The organism is Streptomyces sp. NPDC107454 (genome assembly GCF_055582885.1).
Genome location: NZ_JBVJPA010000019.1, coordinates 94,431 through 118,882, shown reverse-complemented (window position 1 = coordinate 118,882; position 24,452 = coordinate 94,431). Strand labels below are relative to the sequence as shown.

Genomic DNA, 24,452 nt, shown 5'->3' with positions numbered 1-24,452 from the left:
CCCTGGAAAGCGCTGAGAGGAAGTCGGGCGCCTTGGAGCGCCCTGAGCAGAAAACGGGCACCCTGGGCGGGTGTTGTCCGCCGATCAGCTCTCGGAGTCCGACGGCTTCCAGCGGAAGATGCGGCGCTCGGCGAAGGTGAGCAGTCCTTCGGCCAGCAGGGCGACGACGGCAAGGATGACCATCGCGGCGTACACACCAGCCGCGTTGAAGGTGCCCTGGGACTGGGCGACGAGCAGGCCGATGCCCTTGGTGGCGCCGATGTACTCGCCGACGATCGCGCCGATGAGGGCGAAGCCGAAGCTGACGTGGAGGCTGGTGAAGATCCACGAGGTGGCGGAGGGGATGACGACCTGAAGCGTCACCCGGCGGTCGCTCGCCCCCAGGATCCGGGCGTTGGCGACGAGGTTGCGGTCGACCTCGCGGGCACCCTGGAACGCGTTGAAGAAGACCGGGAAGAAGACCAGGACCACGGCCGAGGCGACCTTGGAGGCCGGCCCAAGCCCGAACCAGATCACGAAGATCGGCGCAAGGACGATCCTGGGTATGGAGTTGAGCACCTTGATGTATGGACCAAGGACATCGGCGAGGAAGGCGATGCGTCCCAGCGCGATGCCGAAGATCACACCGGTCACAACTCCGATGATCCAGCCGAGCAGTGCCTCTTGGAGCGTGTACCAGACCTGCTCGCCGAGTGAGCCGAGCGCCGTCCCATGGGTCACCCAGGTGTAGATCTGGTCCCAGATCTTCGACGGCATGGAGAAGTTGAACGGGTCGATGATCTTGGCGCGTGCGAACACCTCCCACAGGCCGAGCACGGCGACCAGGAGCACCGCACGGGCGGCGGCGACGATCATCCGGCGTCTGCGGGCGGCACGGGCGCGGGAGTGGGCGCGTCCCGACTTGGCGGGCTCGGTGGCCGTCGCCGCGACGACGGTCTCGGGCATGACGTCAGGCGACATTCGCGGCGCCCCTCTCTCGAGTGATGCGGACCTCTTCACCGAGGGACTCCCAGATCTCACGGTAGATCTCGATGAACCGCGGCTCCAGGCGCACCGATTCGACCTTGCGCGGCCTCGGCAGATCGATGTCGAAGACCTGCTTCACGGTGGCGGGGCCCGCGGTCATCACGACGACCTTGTCGGCGAGCGCGATGGACTCCTCCAGGTCGTGGGTGACGAAGACGACCGAGGCGCCCGTGCCCTCCCACAGCTCCAGCAGCTCGTCCGACATCAGGGCCCTGGTCTGCACGTCGAGCGCCGAGAACGGCTCGTCCATCAGCAGGATCTCGGGGTCGTTGACGAAGGTCGCGGCGAGGGCGACGCGCTTGCGCTGACCACCGGAGAGCTGGTGGGGATAACGGTCCTCGAAGGCCGACAGTCCGACCCTGGCCAGCCATTCACGGGCCCGCTGCTTGGCCTCCGTCTTCGGAACACCGCGAAAACGCGGGCCCGCCATGACATTGGACAGGACGGTCCGCCAGGGGAAGGTGGCGTCCTGCTGGAAGACGAAGCCGACCTTGTCACCGACGCCCGCGACGGGCTCACCGGCCACCAGGACCTCGCCCTCGGTGGGCTCCTCCAGACCGCTCACCAGGGTCAAGGTCGTGGACTTCCCGCAGCCGGTGGGGCCGACGACAGCCACGAACTCGCCACGGCCGATGGTCAGATCGAGCTCCCTGACCGCCGTGTGCAGACCCCCTGACGGGGTCTTGAAGATCTTGCTCGCGCCCCGCAGCTCAATGGCGGGGCTGGTGTCTGCGCTCATGGCCCGGGACCGTAGATGTGGCGCGGGCCACAGCATCAGTCTTCTGGGCGCAAGGCCTTCTTATGCTTGCAAGAGTCTGTTGTGCTCGTTTTGCTCGCGCTACAACAGCGGAGCCGAAACACGGGCTTAACGCTCGCCAGGCCTTGAGAGAAAGAGGCCCGATGATTGACGTCCTGGTCGTGGACGACGACTTCCGCGTCGCTGAGATCAACGCGAAGTACGTGGGGAAGGTTCCCGGATTCCGGGTGGCCGCCCGCGCGCACAGCGCTGCCCAGGCCCTGGCCGCCGTGGAGCGCGCGCCCGTCGACCTGGTCCTGCTCGACCACTATCTGCCCGACCAGACGGGCCTCGAACTGGTGCACCGCATGCGCGAACGCGGCCACGGCACCGACGTCATCATGATCACCGCGGCCAGCGATGTGACGACCGTGCAGGCCGCGATGCGTCTGGGCGCCCTGCACTATCTGGTCAAGCCGTTCACCTTCGCCGCGCTGCGCACCCGCCTCGACTCGTACGCGGCCCTGCGGCGCACCGTCGACCGGGTCGGCGGGCGCGGCGTGGCGGGTCAGGAACAGGTCGACCGGATCTTCAGCGCCCTGCGCACCACGTCCGTCCCGTCGTCGCCGGGGCTGCCCAGCGGCCATTCGGAACCCACCACGGACCTGATCTGCGGTGTCCTCCACCGCGCGAACCAGCCGCTGTCGGCCCACGAGGTCGCGGCCGAGACCGGGCTCAGCCGCTCCACCGCCCAGCGCTATCTGCGCCACCTCGAACAGGCAGGACGGCTGCGCCTCTCGCTGAAGTACGGCGACACGGGCCGCCCGGAACACCGGTACGCCTGGGTAGCGCCTTAACCCCGCGCCTTACGCCGAGCCAATAACACCCGTCCGACGCACGACGTACGTCGTCGGGCCGTACGTCGCCGGGGGCGCCCCACTGCTGGAGGCGCCCCCAAACACTCGCCTAAGGCCGCCTCAGACCGCGCCTGCACCCGTCAGCGACCGCACCTCGGTCTCGGCGTGCTTGGCCTCGTCCGGCGGCTCCGCGGACGTGACCGTACCCAGCCAGCCCGCCAGGAAGCCGAGCGGAATCGACACCAGGCCGGGGTTCTGCAACGGGAAGTACTGGAAGTCCACGCTCGGGAACAGCGAATCGGCACTCCCCGACACCACTGGCGACAGCAGGACGAGCAGCAGCGCGGGCACCAGGCCGCCGTATACGGCCCACACGGCACCGCGGGTCGTGAAACTCCGCCAGAACAGCGAGTACAACAGCACCGGCAGGTTCGCGGACGCGGCGACCGCGAAGGCGAGGCCCACCAGGAAGGCCACGTTCAGATCGCGGGCCAGCAGCCCGAGCGCGATCGCGACCACCCCGATACCCACCGCCGCCGTACGTGCCACGGCGACCTCGCTGCGGGGCTTCGCGTGCCGACGGCGCATCGAGGCGTAGAGGTCGTGGGCCACCGACGCCGAGGACGCCAGGGTGATCCCGGCGACGACCGCGAGGATCGTTGCGAAGGCAATGGCCGCGACGACGGCAAAAAGAACCGTTCCTCCCGCGGAGTTCGCGCCGCCGCCCAGATCAAGCGCGAGCAGCGGAACCGCGGTGTTGCCCGCCGCGTTCGCTCCCCGCACCGCCTCCGGGCCGACGATCGCCGCCGCGCCGAAGCCCAGCACGATCGTCATCAGGTAGAAACCCCCTATGAGCCCGATCGACCAGACAACCGAGCGCCGCGCGGCCCGTGCCGTGGGCACGGTGTAGAAACGCGACAGGATGTGCGGCAGCCCGGCCGTTCCGAGCACCAGCGCGAGACCGAGGCTGATGAAGTCGAAGCGCGCCGTCCAGTCCCCGCCGTACTTCAAACCGGGTGCGAGGAACGCGTCACCATGGCCACTGCGCTCCGCCGCGGAACGCAGCAACTCGTTCACGTCCCCGTGGAACCGCACCAGGACGAGCACGGTCAAGGCGATGGAACCGCTCAGCAACAGGACCGCCTTGACGATCTGGATCCATGTGGTGGCCCGCATCCCTCCCAGCGACACATAGATCACCATGAGCGCGCCGACGCCGATCACCGTCCAGTTCCGCGCCGCCTCGCTCGAGCCTCCCAGCAGCAGCGCGACCAGGCTGCCCGCCCCCACCATCTGCGCCACCAGATACAGAACGGACACGGTCACCGAAGAGGTTCCCACCGCGATCCGCACCGGCCGTTCGTCCATCCGGGCCGCGACGACGTCGGCGAGCGTGAACCGCCCGCAGTTGCGCACCAGTTCGGCGACCAGGAACAGGACGACCAGCCAAGCGACGAGAAACCCGACGACATACAGCAGCCCGTCGTAGCCGTAGAGCGAGATGAGTCCCGTGACCCCCAGGAACGACGCCGCCGACATGTAGTCGCCCGAAATGGCAAAACCATTCTCCATCGGCGAGAACAACCGCCCGCCGGCATAGAACTCCTCGGCCGACCCGTGCCGGTTTCGACTCACCCACGTCGTGATCCCCAGCGTCACCGCCACGAACGCGCTGAACAGCAGCAACGCCAGTGTCTGATGGTTGCCGGTCACCGCTCACCACCTCTGACGCCCCGGGTCAGCTCCTGGGTGTCCCAGCGCAGATCGAGCGCGGCCCGGTCCCTGCGCAACCGCGCATGCCGCGCGTACGCCCACGTGAACAGAAACGTGCTGAGGAACTGCCCGAGCCCCGCGACCATCGCCACGTTCACCGCACCGGCGACGGGCCGGGCCATGAACCCGGGCGCCGTCGTCGCGGTCACCACATAGCCCAGGTACCAGGTGAAGAACACGGCGACGCCCGGCACCACGAACCTCCGATACCGGCTGCGCACCTCCTGGAAGGCCGCGCTGCGCTGCACCTCCAGATAGACGTCGGCCGTCCCGCCCGTGCGACCTTCGTGCTCCGGGCGCGCGGACGGCACAGCGGGAGCGGGCGCGCCCGTGCCGTCCAACTCACCCCAGCCGGAGGCGAGCGCGTCGTACCAGGGGTCATCGAACCGGACCTCCCCGGTATCGCGACCGTCGTGCTTCTCCACCGAACTCTCCTTGTCCGCGACCCTTTTTCTGCCGCGTGCCCAAGGATGGACAGATCGGGAAGATCCCGGACTCTTCTCTCCGCGCTCTTCACCCCATCAGGTGACTCATCCCGTCGGTGGCCGCACCAGACCTTTCCCAAAGGCGTAACGCACCGCCTGAGCACGATCCTTGAGGCCTGTCTTGGCGAAGAGGTTGTTGATGTGGGTCTTCACGGTGGCGGGGGAGACATGCAGCCTGCGGGCGATCTCCTGATTGGTGAGGCCCTCGGCGATCAGCAGCAGCACCTCGGTCTCCCGAGTGGTGAGCCCATCGGGCGGCTCCACGGGGGCAACAGCCGCGGGCGCCGGTTCCGACAGCCGCTCCAGCAGCCGCCGTTGGATGCTCGGCGAGAGTCCCGCGTCCCCGGACAGCACGCTTTCCACCGCGCGCACGATCTCTTCGCCGCCCGCGTCCTTCGTGAGATAGCCACGGGCTCCCGCCCTGAGCGCGGGGAACAGCGACTCGTCGTCCGCGTATGTGGTGAGCACGACGACCTGTGTCCCCGGATACTCAGCGCGAATACGCCGGGTCGCCTCGACGCCGTCGCAGCGGGGCATGCGCAAGTCCATCAGCACGACGTCCGGGGCGAGCTCGGCCACCAGCGCCACGGCCTCGTGACCGTCCCCGGCCGCACCCACGACCTCGATCCCCGGCAACAGGCCCAGCAGCATCACAATGCCTTCGCGCACCACGGTCTGGTCGTCCGCCACCACGACCCGAGCCGGCTTCCTGGTCTCCTCCTCCGTCATACGGGCACCCTCAGCGTCACCACGAACCCCTCCTCGTCCGGCCCGGCCTCCAACGAGCCGCCCAGCAGCTCAGCACGCTCCCGCATGCCCAGCAGACCGTACCCGGCCCCCGCACCGCTGAGTTCGCCCGGCGGTCCTCCCGAGTCCCGTACTCCGAGGGTCACTTCGTGCTCGCCGTACTCGAGCCGCATGTGGACCTTGGCGCCCGGCGCATGCTTGCGGACGTTCGTCAGGGCTTCCTGCGCCACCCTGCGCACCGCCTGCGAGGCCTCGGCGGGCAGCGGCTGCCGTTCACCCGCGACGGTGATGTCGGCGCCGTCCGCCGTGGCGACCAGCTCGGTCAGGAAGTCCTCCACCGGGGACATCTCCCCCCGGAGGGCGGAGAGCGCCTGCCGGGTCTCGGCCAGCCCCTCACGGGCCATCCCACGTGCCGCCACGACCCGCTCGAGGATCTGCTCCCGGTCGCCGCCCCGCTCGATCAGCAGCCGGGCCGCCTCCAGATGCACCATCTGTGCCGAGAGACTGTGCGCCAGGACGTCATGGATCTCCCGCGCGATCCTGGCCCGCTCCGCGAGCGCCGCGGACTCCGCCTCGGCCGCACGAGCCGCCCGCTCCTGAGCGAGCAACCGCTGGGCACTGCCGCGGGCCTCCGCGTCGAGGCGCAACACGTATCCCGCCAGGGCGAGCCCCCCGGCGGTGGCCGCCGTGGTCAGCCAGACGTCGTTGTTGACCGCCGCGAACGCGCTCAGTGCCACGGAGGTGGCAGGCAACGCCGCCGCTAGAGGCAGCCTCTCTATGGCGCTGATGGCGCACCCGCACCACAGGACGAGGGCCGGCACCCGGAAGCCCGTATTCACCCCCACCGTCGCGAGTGCGAGCAGTAGCGCGAGCAGTGCCAGAGACGGCAGCAGACGGTGTTCGAGCGTGGTCCGCCAGAAGGCCCACGCCGCCAGCCCGCAGACGAGGACCCCCATAGCCCCCGCCGCGATCTTCCAGGCGCCCAGATGGCCACTCGTGAAGGTCGTCCACAGGAGCAGGCCGAGGGCGAAGAGGCGCGCGGCCCAGGCGAGCGCACGCCTGGACGTGACCACTCCCGCTCGGGACAGCGCTTCGCGGGAGGGCCAGCGCTTCAAGGCGTTCTCCGTCATACGCGCTCCTTCCACGAGCCCTGAGGCACGTCGTCACCGTACGCCGTCGCCTGCGCGACAGCCGGATGCAGAGACTGAGAGCGCCAGGCCAGGATCCCGGACCGGACCAGCAGAGTGGCCGCTAGGGCGAGCAGCAGGGCGGAGCTGTCCTGATGGACGCCCAACAGGGTGCCGATGCCGAACAGTCCCAGCCGCAGGGCTATGCCCACGCCCCAGACGGCCGCGCTGGCCTTGGTGCTCTTGCTCCACACCGAGCCGTCCGGCTCCGCCCATATCCGTGTCGTCCACGCCCACGCGGCTCCGGTGGCCAGCCCGATGAACAGCTCTGCCCCCAGCAGCAGGATCGCCTCGGTCCGATGGTGGATGTCGATCAGGCCCGGCTCCCGCAGAGCGATCACGGCCAGGACGACGGGCACGATCCACCAGCGCCTGTCCATGCTGATCCTGCGCGTACGGAATTGGCGCGCGATGACCAGCACAACAACAGCGAGGATCACCAAGGCATTGACGAGCCCGGACATCACGGCCTCCGTGGGCGAGGAAGAGCGGGTTCCGGCAGCGAGCGCTGTCGACGTCTTCGACGCTACGGAAATCGGCAGCTCAGCAGATCGGAGCCGGGGTGGATCGCGGGTGGATCCGCACCCACTCCATCCCTCCACCCACGGGTGGAGTGCCCACGGGTGAGCCCCCCCACGGCCCGCGACCGCCAACCGCGCTTCTCGCCCCCGCCGCCCCTACCCGACCCATCCCAGGGGGCTACGCCCCCCAGACCCCCTGTCGGCCTGAAACGGCCTCGTCCTCAAACGCCGGACGGGCTTGCACACTCGGACCGGCGTCCCCGACCGCGCGAGGAACAGCGCGAACGGCCCCCACCACCCACCCGCAGCCGGCCTTCCTGCGGAAGGAGCCGTGGCGGTGCGTCGCAAGCCCGTCGCCTACGCCCGGATCGAGCACTGCACCGAGCACCGCATCGAGCAGCGGCTCCCGTGCCCGGCCCACATCTGATCCAGCGGCGACGGACTCGACGTACCGCCACGGCCTCGACCCACCACAGCCACCCGGCGGCGCCGCCGGCGCAGCGCCTACGCGTCGATACGCGACCGATCCAGCGTCGCCGCAGAGCTGGAGATGAACTCCTTGCGGGGAGCGACATCGTTCCCCATCAGCAGGTCGAACACCTGCTCGGACGCCTCCAGGTCGGAGATGTTGATCCGCCGCAGCGTCCGGTGACGCGGGTCCATGGTCGTCTCCGCGAGCTGATCGGCGTCCATCTCGCCAAGACCCTTGTAACGCTGGATCGAGTCCTTGTAGCGCACGTTCTTGCGCTGCAGCTCGAGCAGCGTCTCGCGCAGCTCACGGTCCGAGTACGTGTAGATGTACTTGTCCTGGCCCTTCTTGGGCTGGCTCAGCTCGATGCGGTGCAGCGGCGGCACCGCCGCGAACACCCGCCCCGCCTCGACCATCGGCCGCATGTACCGCTGGAACAGCGTCAGCAGCAGAATCCGGATGTGCGCACCGTCGACGTCGGCGTCGACGAGCAGGATGATCTTCCCGTACCGCGCCGCGTCGATGTCGAACGTCCGCCCGGACCCGGCCCCTATGACCTGGATGATCGCGCCGCACTCGGCGTTCTTGAGCATGTCCGTGACGGACGCCTTCTGGACGTTGAGGATCTTGCCGCGAATCGGCAGCAGCGCCTGGAACTCGGAGTTCCTGGCCAGCTTGGCGGTGCCGAGCGCGGAGTCCCCCTCGACGATGAACAGCTCGCTGCGCTCGACATCGTCGCTGCGGCAGTCCGCGAGCTTGGCGGGCAGCGAGGAGGACTCGAGGGCCGTCTTCCGACGCTGCGCGTCCTTGTGCTGGCGGGCCGCGATCCGCGTACGCGCGGCAGCCACGGCCTTCTCCATCACGACCCGGGCCTGCGCGGCCGCGTCCCGCTTCGTGGTGGTCAGGAAGGCCTTGAGTTCGTTGGAGACCACGTTCGTCACGATCCGGCGGGCCGCCGAGGTGCCGAGGACCTCCTTGGTCTGCCCCTCGAACTGCGGCTCCGCGAGACGCACCGTGACGACGGCGGTCAGGCCCTCCAGTGCGTCGTCCTTGACGATGTCGTCCTCGGCGACCCGCAGCAGCTTCTTGGCCCGCAGCACCTCGTTCATCGTCTTGGCGACGGCCTGCTCGAAGCCGGCGACGTGGGTGCCGCCCTTGGGCGTGGCGATGATGTTCACGAACGACTTGAGGTTCGTGTCGTAGCCGGTGCCCCAGCGCAGCGCCACATCGACGCCGAGTTCACGGGTGACCTCGGTGGGCGTCATCTGCCCGTGGTCGTCGAGGACCGGGACGGTCTCCTTGAAGGTGCCCTGCCCGGAGAAGCGGAGGACGTCGCAGACGGGCTTGTCGGTGGCCAGGTACTCGCAGAACTCGCTGATGCCGCCGTCGAAGCGGAAGGACTCCTCACCCTTGCTGCCGCCCTCACCGAGCCCGTATTCGTCACGGACGACGATGGTCAGGCCGGGCACCAGGAACGCGGTCTGGCGGGCGCGCTGGTGCAGGTTCTCCAGGGAGAGCTTGGCGTCCTTGAGGAAGATCTGGCGGTCGGCCCAGTAGCGCACGCGCGTGCCGGTGCGGGTCTTGGGGATCCGCTTCAGCTTGCGCAGCCCGCTGGTCGCGTCGAAGGCGGCCTCGGGACCGTCCGCCTTGAACGCTCCCGGGGTGCCGCGCCGGAAGCTCACCGCATGGGTGTGGCCACCACGGTCCACCTCTACGTCCAGACGGGCGGAGAGCGCGTTCACCACCGAGGCTCCCACGCCGTGCAGACCGCCGGAGGCCGCGTACGAGCCGCCTCCGAACTTGCCGCCCGCGTGCAACTTGGTCATCACGACCTCGACGCCGGACATGCCGGTCTTGGGCTCCACGTCGACCGGGATGCCGCGGCCGTTGTCCCGCACCTCCACCGAGGCGTCGTCGTGCAGGATCACGTCGATGTGGTCACAGTAGCCCCCGAGGGCCTCGTCCACGGAGTTGTCGATGATCTCCCACAGGCAGTGCATCAGACCGCGGCTGTCGGTCGAGCCGATGTACATGCCGGGGCGCTTGCGTACGGCCTCGAGCCCCTCGAGGACGAGCAGGTGCCGCGCGGTGTAGTTGGAACCGTCCCGGTCTGCTCCGGTCAGCAACGCTGTGGACGGCACGGACGTGTCGGCGGTCACGCGGTTCGCTCCTCGCTGAATTTCAGATGGGACCCTTTTGGGTAAGGGGTCGGCTTCGGTCTCCGCTCAGAGGGTACCGAGGCCTGGTAGAGCCGTTGTAACGCCACCCTCGCATGAACTCAGACTAGTCCAGGCTCGCATGAGTGTTCGATCCCTCGATGGAGTGAAGTACATATCACGTTCCCTTCCAGGCATGAACCATTTAGGCTCCGGGCACGTCCTCATGAACAACCGGCAAGCCAGCCGGGGAGGACTGACCCTGACAGACTGCGCGAACCCGTAAGACACAAAGACACGTAATACGGCTCATTCGCCGCCACCCGGCAGCAGACAGCCGCCCCGGAAGAATTTTTCGAGGAAAAGCCACGAGCGGGAACGTTTTCGGCCTGGTTGGATGTTGACCCTGGTACGACAGCTCGTCGAGCTAGAGAAGAGGCGACGTGACTACTGTTCTGACCCCCGCGAGCCCGCTGACGGCCGCTGACCGCTGCGACCGTTGCGGCGCCCAGGCATATCTGCGCGTCGTCCTCCTCAGCGGCGGTGAACTGCTCTTCTGCGCCCACCACGGGCGCAAGTTTGAGCCGGAACTCAAGAAGATCGCCGCTGAGATACAGGACGAGACGGAGCGACTGACGTCGGTCCCGGCAACGTCCAACGACGAAGAGCGCTGACACTTCGCGTCAACGACGACGAGCCAGCTCTGGCAATAGGCCGGTGTACGGGCGGTCACCCCTGCTACTCGGGGTGGCCGCCCGTATGCGTACCGCTTCCTGGCGGTGCAGTGCGCCACCGCCCGGTGCGCGTCACAGCCTCGTGCGGACGTGACGTGCATCGGGCTCACGGCTCACGCACTGCAACGCGTCACCGGTTCACACCCTGGCCGCGCACCTTCACGCGCCACCGGCCCACTCAGGCGCAGCTCGACGCGCCACCGGCCCATACCGCTCCAGCGCACCGCCACAGGTCACCGGCCCGAGTCACTCTCCCCCCAGGCGCCACCTGGTTCCCCTCCCCTGGCGCCCTGTGATCCGCGGCCCGCGACCCGCTGCGTTCCGTACCGCTGCTTCCGCCCCCTACGCCCTCAGCGGCTCGTGCCGAGCGCCTTGACGACGTCCGAGACCCGCGTGTAGACCCCGGGGCTTCCCGCCTGCCCACAGCCGCTGCCCCACGACACAAGGCCGATCAGCCGCCCCTTGGCCACCAGCGGGCCACCGCTGTCCCCCTGGCAGGCATCCCGCCCACCCGAGGCCTCCCCGGCGCACACCATGGAAGTGGCTTGATAGGTTCCGTCTTCACTCCCCGGGTACGCCCGCTCGCAGACGGAGTCGGAAAGTACCTTCACGCTCGCGGACCGCAGGCCGAGCGCGTAATTGCCGGTGCCTGACGTATCGCCCCAGCCGTAGACCGCGGCGGCCGTGCCGGGTGCGTACGCGGGATCCCCTGCGGGGGCCATACGGATGACCGAGCTCTGGGGCAGCGGGGAGGCCAGGGTGATCACGGCGAAGTCCCCGGCGTTCGTGGCGGCGTCGTACTGCGGATTGACCCAGGTGTCGCGCACCGAGATCTCCTTGCCCTTGCTGGACAGCAGGTCGGTACGGTCCGCGATGATCTTCAAGTCGTGCATCTGCTGCGATGGCGCCCCCAGCACGAGCGGGCTCAGGCAGTGGGCCGCGGTCAGCACGAGCGACGGGCCGATCACCACGCCGCCGCAGAACTGCCCGGCCCGCGTTCCTCCGAACCGGTCACGGCTGGACAGTGCCACCGTCCACGGGCTCTGAGCGATGTCGACCGGATGGCCCCCGATGATGACGTCGTCGGTCGCGGCCGGGGCGGGGGATGCCAGCGGTATGAGGGCCGCGGCGGCCGCAAGGGCCAGTACTGGGGCGAAAGGACGGCGCATGCGCGTTCCTCACTCTGGGATGGTCATGGAAAACCCAGAGTGATCCAGCGGACGGCGGCGCGCACTCCATGGATGCGCCGAGGGCCCGGCTCCCCATCGGGAGTCGGGCCCTCGGCGACAGTACGGTCGAGACCTAGTCGAGGTAGTCGCGCAGCACCTGCGAACGCGACGGGTGGCGCAGCTTCGACATCGTCTTGGACTCGATCTGACGGATCCGCTCACGCGTGACGCCGTACACCTTGCCGATCTCGTCGAGGGTCTTCGGCTGACCGTCGGTGAGACCGAACCGCATGGAGACGACGCCCGCCTCGCGCTCGGACAGGGTGTCGAGGACGGAGTGCAGCTGCTCCTGGAGGAGCGTGAAGCTGACCGCGTCGGCCGGGACGACGGCCTCGGAGTCCTCGATGAGGTCACCGAACTCGCTGTCGCCGTCCTCGCCCAGCGGGGTGTGCAGCGAGATGGGCTCGCGGCCGTACTTCTGGACCTCGATGACCTTCTCAGGGGTCATGTCGAGTTCCTTCGCCAGCTCCTCCGGGGTGGGCTCACGGCCCAGGTCCTGGAGCATCTGACGCTGCACGCGCGCGAGCTTGTTGATGACCTCGACCATGTGCACCGGGATACGGATGGTGCGGGCCTGGTCGGCCATGGCGCGGGTGATCGCCTGACGGATCCACCAGGTGGCGTACGTGGAGAACTTGTAGCCCTTGGTGTAGTCGAACTTCTCGACCGCGCGGATCAGACCGAGGTTGCCCTCCTGGATGAGGTCCAGGAACAGCATGCCGCGGCCGGTGTAGCGCTTGGCCAGGGAGACCACCAGACGGAGGTTGGCCTCCAGGAGGTGGTTCTTGGCGCGGCGGCCGTCCTCGGCGATGATCTCCAGCTCGCGCTTGAGCTTGGGGGCGAGCTTGTCGGCGTTGGCCAGCTTGTCCTCGGCGAAGAGGCCCGCCTCGATGCGCTTGGCGAGCTCGACCTCCTGCTCTGCGTTGAGCAGGGGGACCTTGCCGATCTGCTTGAGGTAGTCCTTGACCGGGTCGGCGGTGGCGCCGGCGGCGGCGACCTGCTGCGCGGGCGCGTCGTCCTCGTCCTCGTCGGACAGGACGAAGCCCTGGGCGCCGTCCTCGGTGGGCTCCTCGGTACCGGGCTTGCCCGGGGTCTCCTCGACCGCCTCGTCGTCGATCATCTCGACGTCGTCCTTCTTGGCGGTGGTCTTCTTTGCGACGGCCTTCTTGGCGACCGTCTTCTTCGCGACGGCCTTCTTGGCGACCGTCTTCTTGGCGGCGACCTTCTTGGCGGACGCGTCCTCAGCCGGGTCGTCGGCCATGGGCATCGCCGGGGCGGTGGTGGCGGTGGCCTTCTTGGTGGTCACCGTCTTCGCCGCGACCGTCTTGGTGGCGGTGCGCTTGGCCGGACTCTTCGCTGCGACGCTCTTTCGGGTGCGCTTGGGCTCCGCGGCACTGACCATCAGCGTCACACCCTCTTCCTCGAGGATCTGGTTGAGGCTGCGCAGTACGTTCTTCCACTGAGTGGCCGGAATCTGGTCAGCTTCGAAGGCCCGACGCACGTCATCGCCGGCGATCTGCCCCTCAGCCTTTCCCCGCTCAATGAGCGCCATGACAGAGACGGACTCGGCGATCTCCGGCGGGAGCGTACGGGATGTGCTGGCCGACACGAACAACCTCTCGGAACGTTGGAAAACGGCTTCCGGCTCCGTCCACTGCGGACAGGAGCCGACGACCGCCGACTTGGGGATGGGTCGACGGCGCGGGCGGGAGCCGGGAAGATGCACAGCGCCGTAAACGGCGTCCGTATTCCCTCCTCGGCTGTCACCTCTTAGGTCATCGCGCAGTTCCGAAGAGCGTTACGCCCAATCTGCGTGGCCCGAGTCACACCCCGTAAGTGCCCAAAAGCGGCCAGATACGGTCAGAGGAGGTCAGCCGATGGACTCATCACCTCAAACCGATGGGTTCATCACCTCAACCGATGGCTTGATCACCTTCATCACATCGCCGGATCCCGCCGGATCCCGGAAGGATCCGACGGGGTCCGGCGGGGGATGCTCCGCCGACCAAGCGATGCCACGAGAGGGCACACGCCCCCCGACCGCGCCGCCCTCGGGGCGCGATCAGTGCTCGCGCGGCGCGGGCACCACGCGCTCCACCTCGGGGTGAACGGCGAGCAACTGCCGCATGGCCGCCTCGGCCGCCGCGCCGTCGGCCTCGGCCAAGGCGTCGACGATCCGGCCGTGGTGCGTCAAGGAGGTCTCGTTCGGTCGGTCGCAGCCGGTGACGGGGCCGCCGGAGACCTGGAGCGCGGCCGAGACGATCCCGGAAAGGTGCTCCAGCATGCGATTGCCGGATACCTGGATGAGCAGCGAATGGAACTCCGCGTCGGCCCGCGAGAAGGTGAGCGAGTCACCCTGCGCCATGGCGTGGCCCATGATCTCGACCATGTCTCCGAGACGCTGCTGGACCTCCTCGCGCCCGTGCCCGGCGGCCAGACGCGCGGCGAGCGGCTCGATCGTCCAGCGCAGCTCGCTCAGCTCGCGGCGTTGGTCGTCGCGCTGCGGTCCGAAGGCCCGCCATTCGATGATGTCCGGGTCGAGAAGATTCCAGTCACTGACGGGGCGCACGCGCGTGCCGACGTTGGGGCGGGCGCTGACCAGCCCCTTCGCCTCCAGGACACGGAGCGACTCACGGACGACGGTACGGGAGACCTCGAACCGCTGCCCGATCTCCTCGGGGACGAGCGGCCGGTCCGCGCCCAGGTCGCCAGAGACGATCATCTGACCCAGCTGCTGAACGAGTTGGCCGTGCAGTCCGCGTCCGCGGCTGCCCGCGGCGCGCCGGCCGACGCGGCCCAGTTCCGGGTCCGCGCCCTCCCACGCGGAGGCGCCGACGCGTTCGGCACCAGGGCCCTCGGCGTAGGGGTAGCGGTCGAGTCCGCCCGGGCCGGCCAGGCCGGAGTCTGAGGAGCGGGCGGCGGTCATCATGGTGTGCGCAAGGGTACTCACGGATCATTTGTCGGCGCTGTCTCCAACTCCCTTGAGGTCTTTGGTGAAAAGCACACGAAAGGGTGATCGCTCACCGCGTCGCAATTGACGCCTTATCGGAAAGAAATGGGCGTTCTCCGGGGAGTTGTGCGCACAGCGGGAACGGAAGGGTAAGGACGGTCGTCATCGCACCCTGCTTCGCAGGGTCGTGAGCAGATACGCGCAGAGCAGAGCGGTCAGCGACAACATCAGGGCACCGCCCACGGGTTGGGCGACAAGGCGCGCCCCGGCCGCGATATAGCGCGCTCCTCCGAACGGCCATTGCATCAGCAGGAGCTCACGCAATCGCTCGGAAAACCCGGCCGCCTTCCGCACGGACGGTCCCGCCAAGGTCTTTTGTACGAGTGGTACGACCACGACCGGGACGGCGAGCACCGCCGCGAGCCCGGCGGTGGTGGACCGGAAGATGCCGGCCGCCAGCACTCCCGCCCAGGCGCAGCCCACGGTGAGGCCGATCCAACTCGCGCTCAGTGAAAGCCAGTCCGCGGGAACTCCGACCAGCTCTCGTCCGTAGACGAGATAGAGCATTTCGAGGTCGCAGCCCACCGTGAGGACGGCCAGCGCCAGCGCGGTGGCCGAGGCGACGAGGAGTTTGGCGGCGAGCAGTCCCAGCCGGCGGGGGACGGTGCCGCGGTCCGCGGCCAGGGCGGGGTGGCGGAACTCCTCGCCGAAGGCAAGCGCCCCGAGCAGTCCCGCACCGAGCGCCGCAGGCGGCAGGGGGCATTCACGCGGCCAAGCAGCCAGGAGCCGCGGCTGGGGTGTGTGACCGATTCTGGCCAGGAGTACGGACAGCAGGGCGGAGGTGACCAGCACGGTGATCGCGGTGAGGTAGCCGGTGCCGACTCCGGTGGCGCGTCGCAGTTCGTAGCGCAGCGGACGCAGTGGGCTCGGCGCCTGGCGTAAGGCGATGAGGGGCGGGAGCTGGGGCAGGTCCCGCGCGCCCGGCGAAGCGGCCGGGCGGGTCTCCGACTCGGCCGTCGGCCCCGGCTCGTCGGGCGTGTGCGCCTCGGTCACAGCTACGGCGGTGGCGGGTTCGTCGGTCGCGGGAGCATCATCCGTGAGGGCATCGTCCGTGGGGATGGAGGTCGCGGAGGCAGAGGCCACGAGGGCAGAGGTGACTACGGTCGCGGAGGCGAGACCCTCGGCATGGAGCGTGGCATGTGGCCCCATGTCGCCGGTTTCGGCGGCGAGTTGGTGTACGAGGATGCCGTGCCGGAAGGCGGTCTCGCCGATGTCGGCGCAGGTGCTGCCGTACACCGAGAGCCGGTTGCCGTCCTCGCGTACGACCTCGACGGAACGCTGCGCGGCGCGGGCCTCCTTGGCGAGCAGGGCTCCGAGGCGGGCGGCGTGCGGGCTGCGGACGGCGACCCGGGGGCGGAGCCGGGTGCGGGCGAAGTCCGCGGCCTCCTGGTCGGCGACGAGGCGGCCTCCCTCCAGTGTGATGACCCGGTCGGCCGTCCGAGCGGCCTCCTTGGGGTCGTCCGTGCTGAACAGAACGGTGCCTCCGTGGGCCGCGTGCGCCCGCAGAATCCCGTGCAGCCAACGACCTTCGGTGACGGAGAGACCGCCGGCGGGATCGTCGAGGACGAGGGCGTGCGGATCGGACAGCAGCGCACAGGCCAGACCCAGACGGCGGTCCATACCACGCGACAGGGTGCCCAGGCGCTCGTCGCGCAGGCTCACGAGCCCGACGACCTCGATCACTTCGTCGACGCGCCGGATCGGGACACCGACGGCCGCGCCCACCATGCCGAGCTGTCCGCGGATCGTACGCGCGGGATGGCCCGGCACCTCGCTCAGGAGCACACCGACTTCACGCGAGGGATGGGCGATCTGGTGCAGTGGACGGCCTCTGAAGTAGGTGATTCCACGGCCCCGCTGGAGTTCGAGCATGAGCCTCAGCGTCGTCGTCTTGCCCGCGCCCGGGGCCCCGAGGAGCGCTGTGACACGACCCGGGCGCGCCTTGAAGGACACGTCGTCGACGGCGGGAGGAAGCTCCTTGCGGGGGTTGCTGGTCAATCCGATGGCCTGGATCACTCACAGCAAGATAGCGTGACATTTACGGTTTTTCGGGCATCTTGCGGCTCATCCGAGGCAGCTCTCTCCACTCTTTCGGCGCGACGCGCCCCGTGAGCCGATCCGCCCTCGTCAGACCTCGGGGCGCAGCATCGGTGGATTGAGCAACGTGGCGCCGCCGGCGCGGAACAGCTGCGCGGGTCGGCCGCCCTGGCGCGTGGTCGTGCCGCCCGTGGGCACGAGGAATCCCGGAGTGCCCGTCACCTTGCGGTGGAAGTTGCGCGGGTCGAGTGCCACCCCCCACACAGCCTCGTACACGCGGCGCAGCTCTCCGACGGTGAACTCGGACGGGCAGAAGGCGGTGGCCAGCGACGAGTACTCGATCTTGGACCGGGCGCGTTCCACCCCGTCCGAGAGGATCTGGGCATGGTCGAAGGCGAGAGGTGCCGCCTGCTCTCCGTCGCGGCCGTAGCCGCCCTGTTGCAGCAACTCCTCCACGGGCGCCCAGCGCGCGCTGTTGGCGTCGCCTCCGGCCCTGGGCGCGGGCAGATCGGGGGCCAGCGCGAGATGGGCGACGCTGACCACCCTCATCCGCGGGTCGCGCTTGGGGTCGCCGTAGGTCGCCAGCTGTTCCAGGTGCGCGCCGTTGTCCTGTGCCGGGGCCGACGGGTCGTGGGCGCGCAGCCCGGTCTCCTCGACCAGTTCGCGCGCGGCCGCCTGCCCCAGGTCCTCGTCGGGCCGTACGAAGCCGCCCGGGAGCGCCCATCGTCCCTGGAAAGGCTGTTCCCCCCTCCGTACCGCCAGTGCACACAGGGCATGGCGACGCACGGTCAGCACGACCAGGTCCACGGTCACGGCAAAGGGCGGAAAGGCCGACGGGTCGTAGGGCATGCCGCGATCATAGTCGTCTGCCTGACGATAAACACGCCCTTCGTCAGTCGCTTCCACTGATGATCCACTTCCGTCCTGTGCGGGTCCCACCGGCCGCTGCCGGTCGCCGTCCGAGGACGCTTCGCGCGAGGTCACATTCCCAACTGCAGTCCGCCGGCAGCCTCCTCCACCATCGCGAGACCGAGTCTGCTGACGCGCACGGAGAACGCGGCGCCCGCGATCCGCAGTCCCGTCAGTCCGATCTCGCCCAGCGGCGCGCTACTGACCGGGCGCAGCGTCACCGTCCGGGCCGGAGCATCGGGGCGGATGCCCGCGAGGGAGGTGAGGAGCAGTACTCCGGCGGCCGCCGCCGTGGCCGCGGGCCGACAGGCAGCGGGGTGCGGGAGCGGGGCGCCGCCTTCCGTGCGCTGCTCTCCCGCGTACATCTCGGGCAGCCTGTTTCCGAAGGTCTCGGCGGCCGCCAGCAGCCCCCGAAGCAGAGCGCTCGCCTCCTTCTCGTATCCGGCGGTGAACAGGCCGGTGACGGCGGTCGCGGTCTCCTGGACGCGCACGGCGCCGCTGCGGTGTCCGAAGGGGTTGTACGCCGCCTCCTTGGCACCCAGGCTGCGCAGACCCCAGCCGGAGTCCATGGCCGGGCCGCCGAGCAGCCGTGCGAGCTGCTCGGTCTGCACCTTGTCGAGGAGGCCGGGGGCGAACACGCCGGAGCCGAGCAGCCCCGTGTCGAGGAGGTGGGCGGTGCTCGCGCCGAGGTGGGGTACGAGGCGCCCGTCCGGGGCCCGGGCGGCCGCCGGTCTGCCGCCTCCCCGGTCCTCGGCCCAGAAGTCCCCGCGGAACGCGGTCCGCAGTTCCTGGGCCCACTGAACCAGTCCCTCGCCACCCGGCCGGCCGTACGTGTCGAGCAGATCGGCGCCCAGCAGTGCCGCGCGGTGGGCGTGCGCCTGCGTCTCGCAGCGGAATGGACCGCCGGGGTGCGGGTCGGGCAGATAGGTGCCGTCACCGACGGTGGTCCGCAGCCATGCGAGGCACCGCTCGGCCGCGGGCAGCAGTTCCTCGGTCTCCCGCTCCGGAAGTCCCCAGCGCCTGGCCTCCGCGAGCAGTACGGGGAACAGCAGGGTCGCCTCGGTGGCCGTGCAGCCCGGAGGCAGGTGCGGACCGGCGTCCCGGCGCGGGCCGGGGATCAGGCCGCACTGCGCTCCGGGGCCCGCGATTTGGGTGCGGGCGAGGGTCTGCAGCGTGCCCGCGGCGAGCCGGGTGCCGAGTGGCAGTGTCATCCGGGCCGCGACCAGTGCCTCTGCCGGCGCCAGGCCGCATCGCCACGGCGCCCCCGCCGCGAGGTGCGTGTCCGACGGGTGGGCGGCATCGCGCAGCAGTAGCGCCTGGAGGTCCTCGACGCAGGTGTCCATGAGCATCTGGACCCTGGGGTCGTCGCCCGTGGCACGGGCGGCGGAGAGCGGGCTCGTGGCGCCGCGGCCGACGGCTCTGGCCGGCCCCGCACCGCCCGGTCGCACCCTCAGCTCCAGGCTCCGGGTGCCGCCGGGCGGCAGTTCGAGTTCCCAGCGCAGCAGTCCCGCGGAGGCCAGGGCGTCGACGGGCGGTGGGTCGGCGGTGACGATCGAGCTGCCGGTGGCACAGGACCATCGCAGGCCCGAGTCGTGGACGCTGGCGGGCAGTTCGGGCCCGGCTCGGCCCGACGCGACGGAGCCGAGCTCCGCGAGATCCGTGGCGAGGGCGACCTCTACGGGCACGCGCAGGGCGCGGGGGGAGGCGCTGCGCAGCGTGATCCGTTCCGTGCCGTCCGCGTCCCGCGTCCGCTCCACGACCACGTCGGGATCCGGGCCGCCGTCGGCGGAGGCGCGCACCGTCCCGACGAAGCGGGCTCGGTCGGCGGCGAGCATCCGGGCCTGTACGGCGAGTGGTTCGCGCCCCGCCACTCGCACCTGGCAGCGGGACAGCGTCCGGCGGCCCGCGCGGTAGAACCCCTCCAGTCCGCGGCCGTTCAGCTGCCCCTGGTCCGTGGAGATCGCCAGTCCTGGCAGGGCGACGCAGATCAGGGCGTTGTGCACGGGTGGCAAATCCGTGGTCCGGCGCGGCCCGGGAAGCGGGCTGTGACGAGCCGCCGGACCGCCCGGGCCCGCGAAAGGGCTCAAAGCGCTCTCGACTCCTGCGAACGGGGCCTGCGAACCGGCGCGACGTGGGAAGGGCTGAGCGGACCCGCGCACCGGCGGGAGGGCGCCGTCGGGATCGGAGGGTGGGATGGGCAGGGGCATGTGGCTTCCTCGGTCAGTGCGCCTGGGGCGCGCTCGGCGCCGGGTGGGGGGCTCCGGAGGGGCGAGGGCGTTCGGCGGCGCGGCCCGGCCACAAATACCGCCACACAGGTGAACGGAACGGCCCCGTCCGGGGTCACGCCCTGGGCCGGGCAAGCAGACCGGATGGCGGTGGGATGGTCGGTGTGGCATACCGCCGAGGGCTGGTACGGGTGCGGTGGGGGCCAAGGGCTCGGGCTTGGGAACCGAGGGCGCGCGCCGTACGCCCGTGCCGCGCGGGCTGGGGCGTGCCGCCGAGTCGAGTGGAGTGAGACCCGGTGCCCGGGGCGCCTCAGGTGTCACCCGACCCGCTCATCGTGGATCCGCCCCGCCCCCACGCTCACGTCTCCTCCCCCACAACCCGCCGACCGCCCTTGCGGCGGGCACGTGCCCTTTCGCTCGCCGCCTCGGGCGCGCGCCCGGGTCCCTCCCCACCGGGCGCGGCCTCATCCGTGGGCCGCCGTCGGCGCAGGCCACCCGCCCCGGGGTGACGCCCGCTTCCGCGCGGTGTCCCGATCCCCGCCGGGCGTACCCTGCGCCGGCGCCGGTTCGAGGTGCCCGGCGGCTCGGCGACATCGCGCGGCGTCGAGCGATCGGAACCCGATGGCTGTTCCGCTTCCGTGCCTGTCCGGCCGGTGCGCTCCGCGCGCAGGCAGCGGCGGATCGACTCCGGGTCGAGGCCCTCGTTGCACGCCTGGTGCAGGAGGCGGGCGAAGAGGTAGTCGGGATCGGCGCCGAGTGCCATGGCCAGGGCCTCGCGAGCCTCCAGCTCGTCACCGGTCGACCAGGCGACCCACCCGGCGAGGGTGAGGGGTGCCGCCGCGTGCTCGCCGTAGGGACCGACGCAGCGGCGGGCCATCGCCCGCCAGAGGCGCAGGGCCGGGCCTGCCTCGTCGCCCTCCATCCACTCGGCGGCGCGGTCGCGGGTCGCGCGGTCCTGAAGTCCGAGGATCAAGGTGGCGGCCTCGTCGTGCTCCAGGAGGCCGTCGTCGCGGAGGTCCGCCGGGCGTGTGCCGGACACGGGCGGGGCGTCGGCGAATCGCTTCACGATCCGCCGGGCCAGTCCGAGGGTCTCCTCGGCCACCTCCGCACGGCCCTCGCCGTCGAGGATCCTGGGAACCAGGGCCATGCTCGCCGTGTCGAGCGCGGTCTGCTGCTCCCGTGCGGCCGCGCCTTCCCACGGAATGAACCGAGCGGTGAATTCCCTCAGCGATCCGCGCACTTGGAGGCCGGCGTAGGTCGCGGCGGCGGCAAGGACGGAGGTGCCGGGCAGTCCCATCGGATGCCCCTCGGACGAGCAGCACCCCTGGCCGGGGCAGCAGTACGACCAGAAGCGGCCGTCGGAGATGCACAGGGCCTCGATGACGGGGACGTCGAGGCGACCGCAGGCCGTGCGCAGAAACTGCGCGAGCGGCCGCAGACGTTCCATGACGTCCCGTCCCGATTCTCCCGTCCCCGGCTCCTGGCAGAGGTAGGCGACCATGTTCTCGGGCCGTGCCCCTCTGCGCTCGCTTCCCTTCACCAGTCCTTGCGCCAGCTGATCGGCGACGGACGGCCAGTCGTCCGCGTGGGCGGGGATGCCGAGCCGTGCCCGCCCGCCGAAGCGGCCGCGCCTCTCCCCGTCGTGCAGGGCTACCAGCACGATGCTGTCCTCGGGCCGGTAGCCGAGCAGGTAGGGCAGGGCATCGGCCAGTTCGGCCGGTGTGCGCAGGGTCACCTGGTGCTGCCTGGGCAGGTCGTGCCCATCGTGCGCGCCCCGTCCGCTGTGCCCGCTCGGCGCGTGGCTTGCGCTGTCGCCCCCATGCCGACCGCGCCCGCTGATGTCACTGTCACCGGACGTGCCGGCTGCTTCGTTGTGATTCGTCATGCCGTGACCATCCCGCGGATCTCGAAATTCCGCTTTGCCCTGTGGATAACCCTGGCCATGGCCACGACATGACTTGTCCACAACCCGGCGGCCTCATTCGCGTGATGTCCGACCCATCGGGTTGCATGGGGCCATGAGCAACGACGACCCACGCCCCGCGACCCACACGGACCTGCCCAACGCCGACCTGCGCGCCGCGGCCGATGCCGTACTCGCCCGCCTTGTCGGTGCCTCGGCGGGCGAGGCCCGGCTGCGCGAGGACCAGTGGCGCGCCATCGAGGCCCTGGTGGCCGACAAGCGCAGAGCCCTCGTCGTGCAGCGCACAGGCTGGGGCAAGTCCGCCGTGTACTTCGTCGCCACCGCGCTGCTGCGCGAGCGGGGCGCCGGGCCCACGGTCATCGTCTCGCCGCTCCTCGCCCTCATGCGCAACCAGGTGGAGGCCGCCGCCCGCGCCGGTATCCACGCGCGGAGCATCAACTCGTCGAACACGGAGGAGTGGGAGACGATCCAGGCCGAGGTGGCCGCGAGCCAGGTCGACGTGCTCCTGGTGAGCCCTGAGCGGCTCAACAATCCCGACTTCCGCGATCAGGTGCTGCCCAAGCTGGCCGCGGCGACCGGCCTGCTCGTGGTCGACGAGGCACACTGCATCTCCGACTGGGGACACGATTTCCGGCCGGACTATCGCAGGCTGCGCACGATGCTCGCCGATCTCCCGCCGGGCGTCCCCGTCCTGGCCACCACCGCGACCGCCAACGCGCGCGTGACGGCCGATGTGGCCGAGCAACTGGGCACCGGCGCCAGCACCGACGCACTCGTCCTGCGCGGGCCGCTGGACCGGGAGAGCCTGAGCCTCGGTGTGCTGAGACTGCCGGACGCCGCCCACCGGATGGCCTGGCTCGCCGAGCACCTGAGCGATCTGCCGGGCTCGGGCATCATCTACACACTCACCGTGGCCGCCGCCGAGGAGGTCACCGCGTTCCTGCGCCAGAGCGGGCACACCGTCACCTCGTACACCGGAAAGACGGAGAACGCGGACCGCCAGCAGGCCGAGGAGGACCTCCTCGCCAACCGCGTCAAGGCCCTGGTCGCCACCTCCGCGCTCGGCATGGGCTTCGACAAGCCCGACCTCGGATTCGTGGTGCACCTGGGCTCCCCCTCCTCCCCCATCGCGTACTACCAGCAGGTGGGACGCGCGGGCCGCGGGGTGAAGCATGCCGAGGTGCTTCTCCTGCCGGGCAAGGAGGACCAGGCGATCTGGGAGTACTTCGCATCGATCGCCTTCCCTCCGGAGGAGCAGGTGCGCCGAACCCTGGACGTCCTGGCCCGCGCCGAGAGGCCGCTCTCGCTGCCCGCCCTCGAACCCCTGGTGGAGCTGCGCAGGTCTCGTCTGGAGACGATGCTCAAAGTGCTCGACGTGGACGGCGCGGTGCGGCGCGTCCAGGGCGGCTGGATCTCCACGGGCATGCCCTGGACGTACGACACCGAGCGCTACGCCTGGGTCGCCAAGCAGCGGGCCGCCGAACAACAGGCGATGCGCGACTACGTGTCGACCACCGGCTGCCGGATGGAGTTTCTGCGCCGCCAGCTCGACGACGAGCTGGCGAAGCCGTGCGGGCGCTGCGACACCTGTGCGGGCGCGCGGTTCGAGGCGTCCGTGTCCCCCGCCGCGCTCGACGCGGCCAACGGCGAGCTGGGCCGCGCCGGTGTCGACGTGGACCCCCGCAAGATGTGGCCTACGGGCCTGCCGGCCGTCGGCGTCGACCTGAAGGGGCGAATCCCGGCGGGCGAACAGGCCGCACCGGGACGCGCCTTGGGGCGGCTCTCGGACATCGGCTGGGGCAACCGGCTGCGGCCGATGCTCACGCCCCAGGCACCGGACGGGCCCGTGCCGGACGATGTGGCGAAGGCCGTGGTCGGCGTCCTGACCGACTGGGCGAAGGGGCCCGGCGGCTGGGCCTCCGGGCAGCCCGACGCGCAGCCGCGCCCGGTCGGCGTCGTCACCATGGCCTCGCGCAGGCGTCCACAGTTGATCCAGTCGCTGGGCGCGCGGATCGCGGAGGTCGGCCGACTGCCGCTGCTGGGGTCCGTGGAGTACATCGGCGAGGCCGTCTCACAGGTCTCCCGGAGCAACAGCGCCCAGCGGCTCAAGGCACTCGACGGGGCGCTGGCCGTGCCGCCCGCGCTGGCAGCAGCCCTCAAGGAAGCAGGCGGTCCCGTGCTGCTCGTGGACGACGCCACCGAGACGGGCTGGACACTCGCCGTCGCCGCGCGCATGCTGCGACGATCCGGGGCGCAGGGGGTGTTGCCGCTGGTCCTGGCCGTACAGGCGTGACCCATGTGTCGCGAACAAGAACAGTGGGCAGGGATATACACGACGTATAGCCGGAAAACGGTCGGTGGCCCCAATTGCTCGTTGCCGCAACCAAGTTCGACAGGAAGAATTGAGGTCCGCTCCCCGCACGGCTC

General features: G+C 70.2%; 18 protein-coding genes. 3 read left to right on the top strand and 15 right to left on the bottom strand.

Annotated features, from left to right (window positions below):
- Positions 1-84: 84 nt before the first annotated feature.
- Positions 85-960, bottom strand: coding sequence for an ABC transporter permease (locus tag ACZ69M_RS40005; protein ID WP_470057838.1), 876 nt, complete (start codon positions 958-960; stop codon positions 85-87).
- Positions 950-1,765, bottom strand: a complete 816-nt coding sequence (locus tag ACZ69M_RS40000) for an ABC transporter ATP-binding protein (protein WP_054229902.1) — start codon at positions 1,763-1,765, stop codon at positions 950-952. The genes ACZ69M_RS40005 and ACZ69M_RS40000 overlap by 11 nt, the downstream gene beginning before the upstream one ends.
- Positions 1,766-1,926: 161 nt before the next feature.
- On the opposite strand from ACZ69M_RS40000, the gene ACZ69M_RS39995 reads away from it, so the two are divergent.
- On the top strand, positions 1,927-2,619 hold the full coding sequence (locus tag ACZ69M_RS39995) for a response regulator (RefSeq protein ID WP_266629486.1): 693 nt from the start codon (positions 1,927-1,929) through the stop codon (positions 2,617-2,619).
- A 120-nt stretch (positions 2,620-2,739) separates the two neighbouring features.
- Here the strand turns inward: ACZ69M_RS39995 and ACZ69M_RS39990 are convergent, their stop codons facing one another.
- From ACZ69M_RS39990 to ACZ69M_RS39965, 6 genes are all read right to left on the bottom strand, one after another.
- Positions 2,740-4,332, bottom strand: coding sequence for a solute symporter family protein (locus ACZ69M_RS39990; RefSeq protein ID WP_470057835.1), 1,593 nt, complete (start codon positions 4,330-4,332; stop codon positions 2,740-2,742).
- A complete protein-coding gene (locus ACZ69M_RS39985) occupies positions 4,329-4,817 on the bottom strand; it encodes a DUF485 domain-containing protein (RefSeq protein ID WP_352051119.1) in 489 nt (162 codons plus the stop codon). The genes ACZ69M_RS39990 and ACZ69M_RS39985 overlap by 4 nt, the downstream gene beginning before the upstream one ends.
- Positions 4,818-4,922: 105 nt before the next feature.
- The gene (locus ACZ69M_RS39980; RefSeq protein ID WP_470057833.1) at positions 4,923-5,606 is read right to left on the bottom strand and encodes a response regulator transcription factor; all 684 of its coding nucleotides are present in this window, start codon (positions 5,604-5,606) and stop codon (positions 4,923-4,925) included.
- On the bottom strand, positions 5,603-6,754 hold the full coding sequence (locus tag ACZ69M_RS39975; protein ID WP_470057831.1) for a sensor histidine kinase: 1,152 nt from the start codon (positions 6,752-6,754) through the stop codon (positions 5,603-5,605). Before ACZ69M_RS39975 ends, ACZ69M_RS39980 begins: the two co-directional genes overlap by 4 nt.
- Complete coding sequence (locus tag ACZ69M_RS39970) at positions 6,751-7,275, bottom strand: DUF1453 domain-containing protein (protein WP_470057829.1); 525 nt, start codon at positions 7,273-7,275, stop codon at positions 6,751-6,753. Before ACZ69M_RS39970 ends, ACZ69M_RS39975 begins: the two co-directional genes overlap by 4 nt.
- A gap of 561 nt (positions 7,276-7,836) precedes the next feature.
- The gene (locus tag ACZ69M_RS39965; protein ID WP_470057828.1) at positions 7,837-9,960 is read right to left on the bottom strand and encodes a DNA gyrase/topoisomerase IV subunit B; all 2,124 of its coding nucleotides are present in this window, start codon (positions 9,958-9,960) and stop codon (positions 7,837-7,839) included.
- Positions 9,961-10,400: 440 nt separating this feature from the next.
- Here ACZ69M_RS39965 and ACZ69M_RS39960 point away from each other — a divergent pair, with 440 nt between their 5' ends.
- Positions 10,401-10,631: a DUF7455 domain-containing protein gene (locus ACZ69M_RS39960; RefSeq protein WP_075030622.1), complete on the top strand. Its 231-nt coding sequence runs from the start codon at positions 10,401-10,403 to the stop codon at positions 10,629-10,631.
- Positions 10,632-11,041: 410 nt separating this feature from the next.
- Here the strand turns inward: ACZ69M_RS39960 and ACZ69M_RS39955 are convergent, their stop codons facing one another.
- The 7 genes from ACZ69M_RS39955 to ACZ69M_RS39925 form a co-directional block, all read right to left on the bottom strand.
- Positions 11,042-11,860: a S1 family serine peptidase gene (locus ACZ69M_RS39955; protein WP_470057826.1), complete on the bottom strand. Its 819-nt coding sequence runs from the start codon at positions 11,858-11,860 to the stop codon at positions 11,042-11,044.
- Between the two features lie 133 nt (positions 11,861-11,993).
- Positions 11,994-13,529, bottom strand: a complete 1,536-nt coding sequence (locus ACZ69M_RS39950; RefSeq protein WP_470057825.1) for an RNA polymerase sigma factor — start codon at positions 13,527-13,529, stop codon at positions 11,994-11,996.
- 453 nt (positions 13,530-13,982) lie between these two features.
- Positions 13,983-14,870 (bottom strand): FadR/GntR family transcriptional regulator, encoded by an 888-nt coding sequence (locus tag ACZ69M_RS39945; RefSeq protein WP_159064415.1) that lies wholly within the window; start codon positions 14,868-14,870, stop codon positions 13,983-13,985.
- A gap of 162 nt (positions 14,871-15,032) precedes the next feature.
- Positions 15,033-16,946 (bottom strand): ABC transporter ATP-binding protein, encoded by a 1,914-nt coding sequence (locus ACZ69M_RS39940; protein ID WP_470057822.1) that lies wholly within the window; start codon positions 16,944-16,946, stop codon positions 15,033-15,035.
- 111 nt (positions 16,947-17,057) lie between these two features.
- A complete protein-coding gene (locus ACZ69M_RS39935) occupies positions 17,058-17,816 on the bottom strand; it encodes an NUDIX hydrolase (protein ID WP_067375254.1) in 759 nt (252 codons plus the stop codon).
- A gap of 131 nt (positions 17,817-17,947) precedes the next feature.
- Positions 17,948-19,888 carry a glycogen debranching N-terminal domain-containing protein gene (locus ACZ69M_RS39930; RefSeq protein ID WP_470057820.1) on the bottom strand — a complete coding sequence of 647 codons (1,941 nt, stop codon included), beginning with the start codon at positions 19,886-19,888 and terminating at the stop codon, positions 17,948-17,950.
- Between the two features lie 571 nt (positions 19,889-20,459).
- The gene (locus tag ACZ69M_RS39925) at positions 20,460-21,986 is read right to left on the bottom strand and encodes a DUF4192 domain-containing protein (RefSeq protein ID WP_470057818.1); all 1,527 of its coding nucleotides are present in this window, start codon (positions 21,984-21,986) and stop codon (positions 20,460-20,462) included.
- Between the two features lie 133 nt (positions 21,987-22,119).
- Here ACZ69M_RS39925 and ACZ69M_RS39920 point away from each other — a divergent pair, with 133 nt between their 5' ends.
- A complete protein-coding gene (locus ACZ69M_RS39920; RefSeq protein ID WP_470057816.1) occupies positions 22,120-24,318 on the top strand; it encodes a RecQ family ATP-dependent DNA helicase in 2,199 nt (732 codons plus the stop codon).
- Positions 24,319-24,452 lie beyond the last annotated feature (134 nt).

Bases quoted from the DNA above. Each gene is read 5' to 3' on its own strand.
- ACZ69M_RS39955 (WP_470057826.1), bottom strand. From the start codon at position 11,860: ATGCGCCGTCCTTTCGCCCCAGTACTGGCCCTTGCGGCCGCCGCGGCC.
- ACZ69M_RS39975 (WP_470057831.1), bottom strand. From the start codon at position 6,754: ATGACGGAGAACGCCTTGAAGCGCTGGCCCTCCCGCGAAGCGCTGTCC.
- ACZ69M_RS39980 (WP_470057833.1), bottom strand. From the start codon at position 5,606: ATGACGGAGGAGGAGACCAGGAAGCCGGCTCGGGTCGTGGTGGCGGAC.
- ACZ69M_RS39995 (WP_266629486.1), top strand. From the start codon at position 1,927: ATGATTGACGTCCTGGTCGTGGACGACGACTTCCGCGTCGCTGAGATC.
- ACZ69M_RS39935 (WP_067375254.1), bottom strand. From the start codon at position 17,816: ATGCCCTACGACCCGTCGGCCTTTCCGCCCTTTGCCGTGACCGTGGAC.
- ACZ69M_RS39925 (WP_470057818.1), bottom strand. From the start codon at position 21,986: ATGACGAATCACAACGAAGCAGCCGGCACGTCCGGTGACAGTGACATC.
- ACZ69M_RS40000 (WP_054229902.1), bottom strand. From the start codon at position 1,765: ATGAGCGCAGACACCAGCCCCGCCATTGAGCTGCGGGGCGCGAGCAAG.
- ACZ69M_RS40005 (WP_470057838.1), bottom strand. From the start codon at position 960: ATGTCGCCTGACGTCATGCCCGAGACCGTCGTCGCGGCGACGGCCACC.
- ACZ69M_RS39970 (WP_470057829.1), bottom strand. From the start codon at position 7,275: ATGTCCGGGCTCGTCAATGCCTTGGTGATCCTCGCTGTTGTTGTGCTG.
- ACZ69M_RS39920 (WP_470057816.1), top strand. From the start codon at position 22,120: ATGAGCAACGACGACCCACGCCCCGCGACCCACACGGACCTGCCCAAC.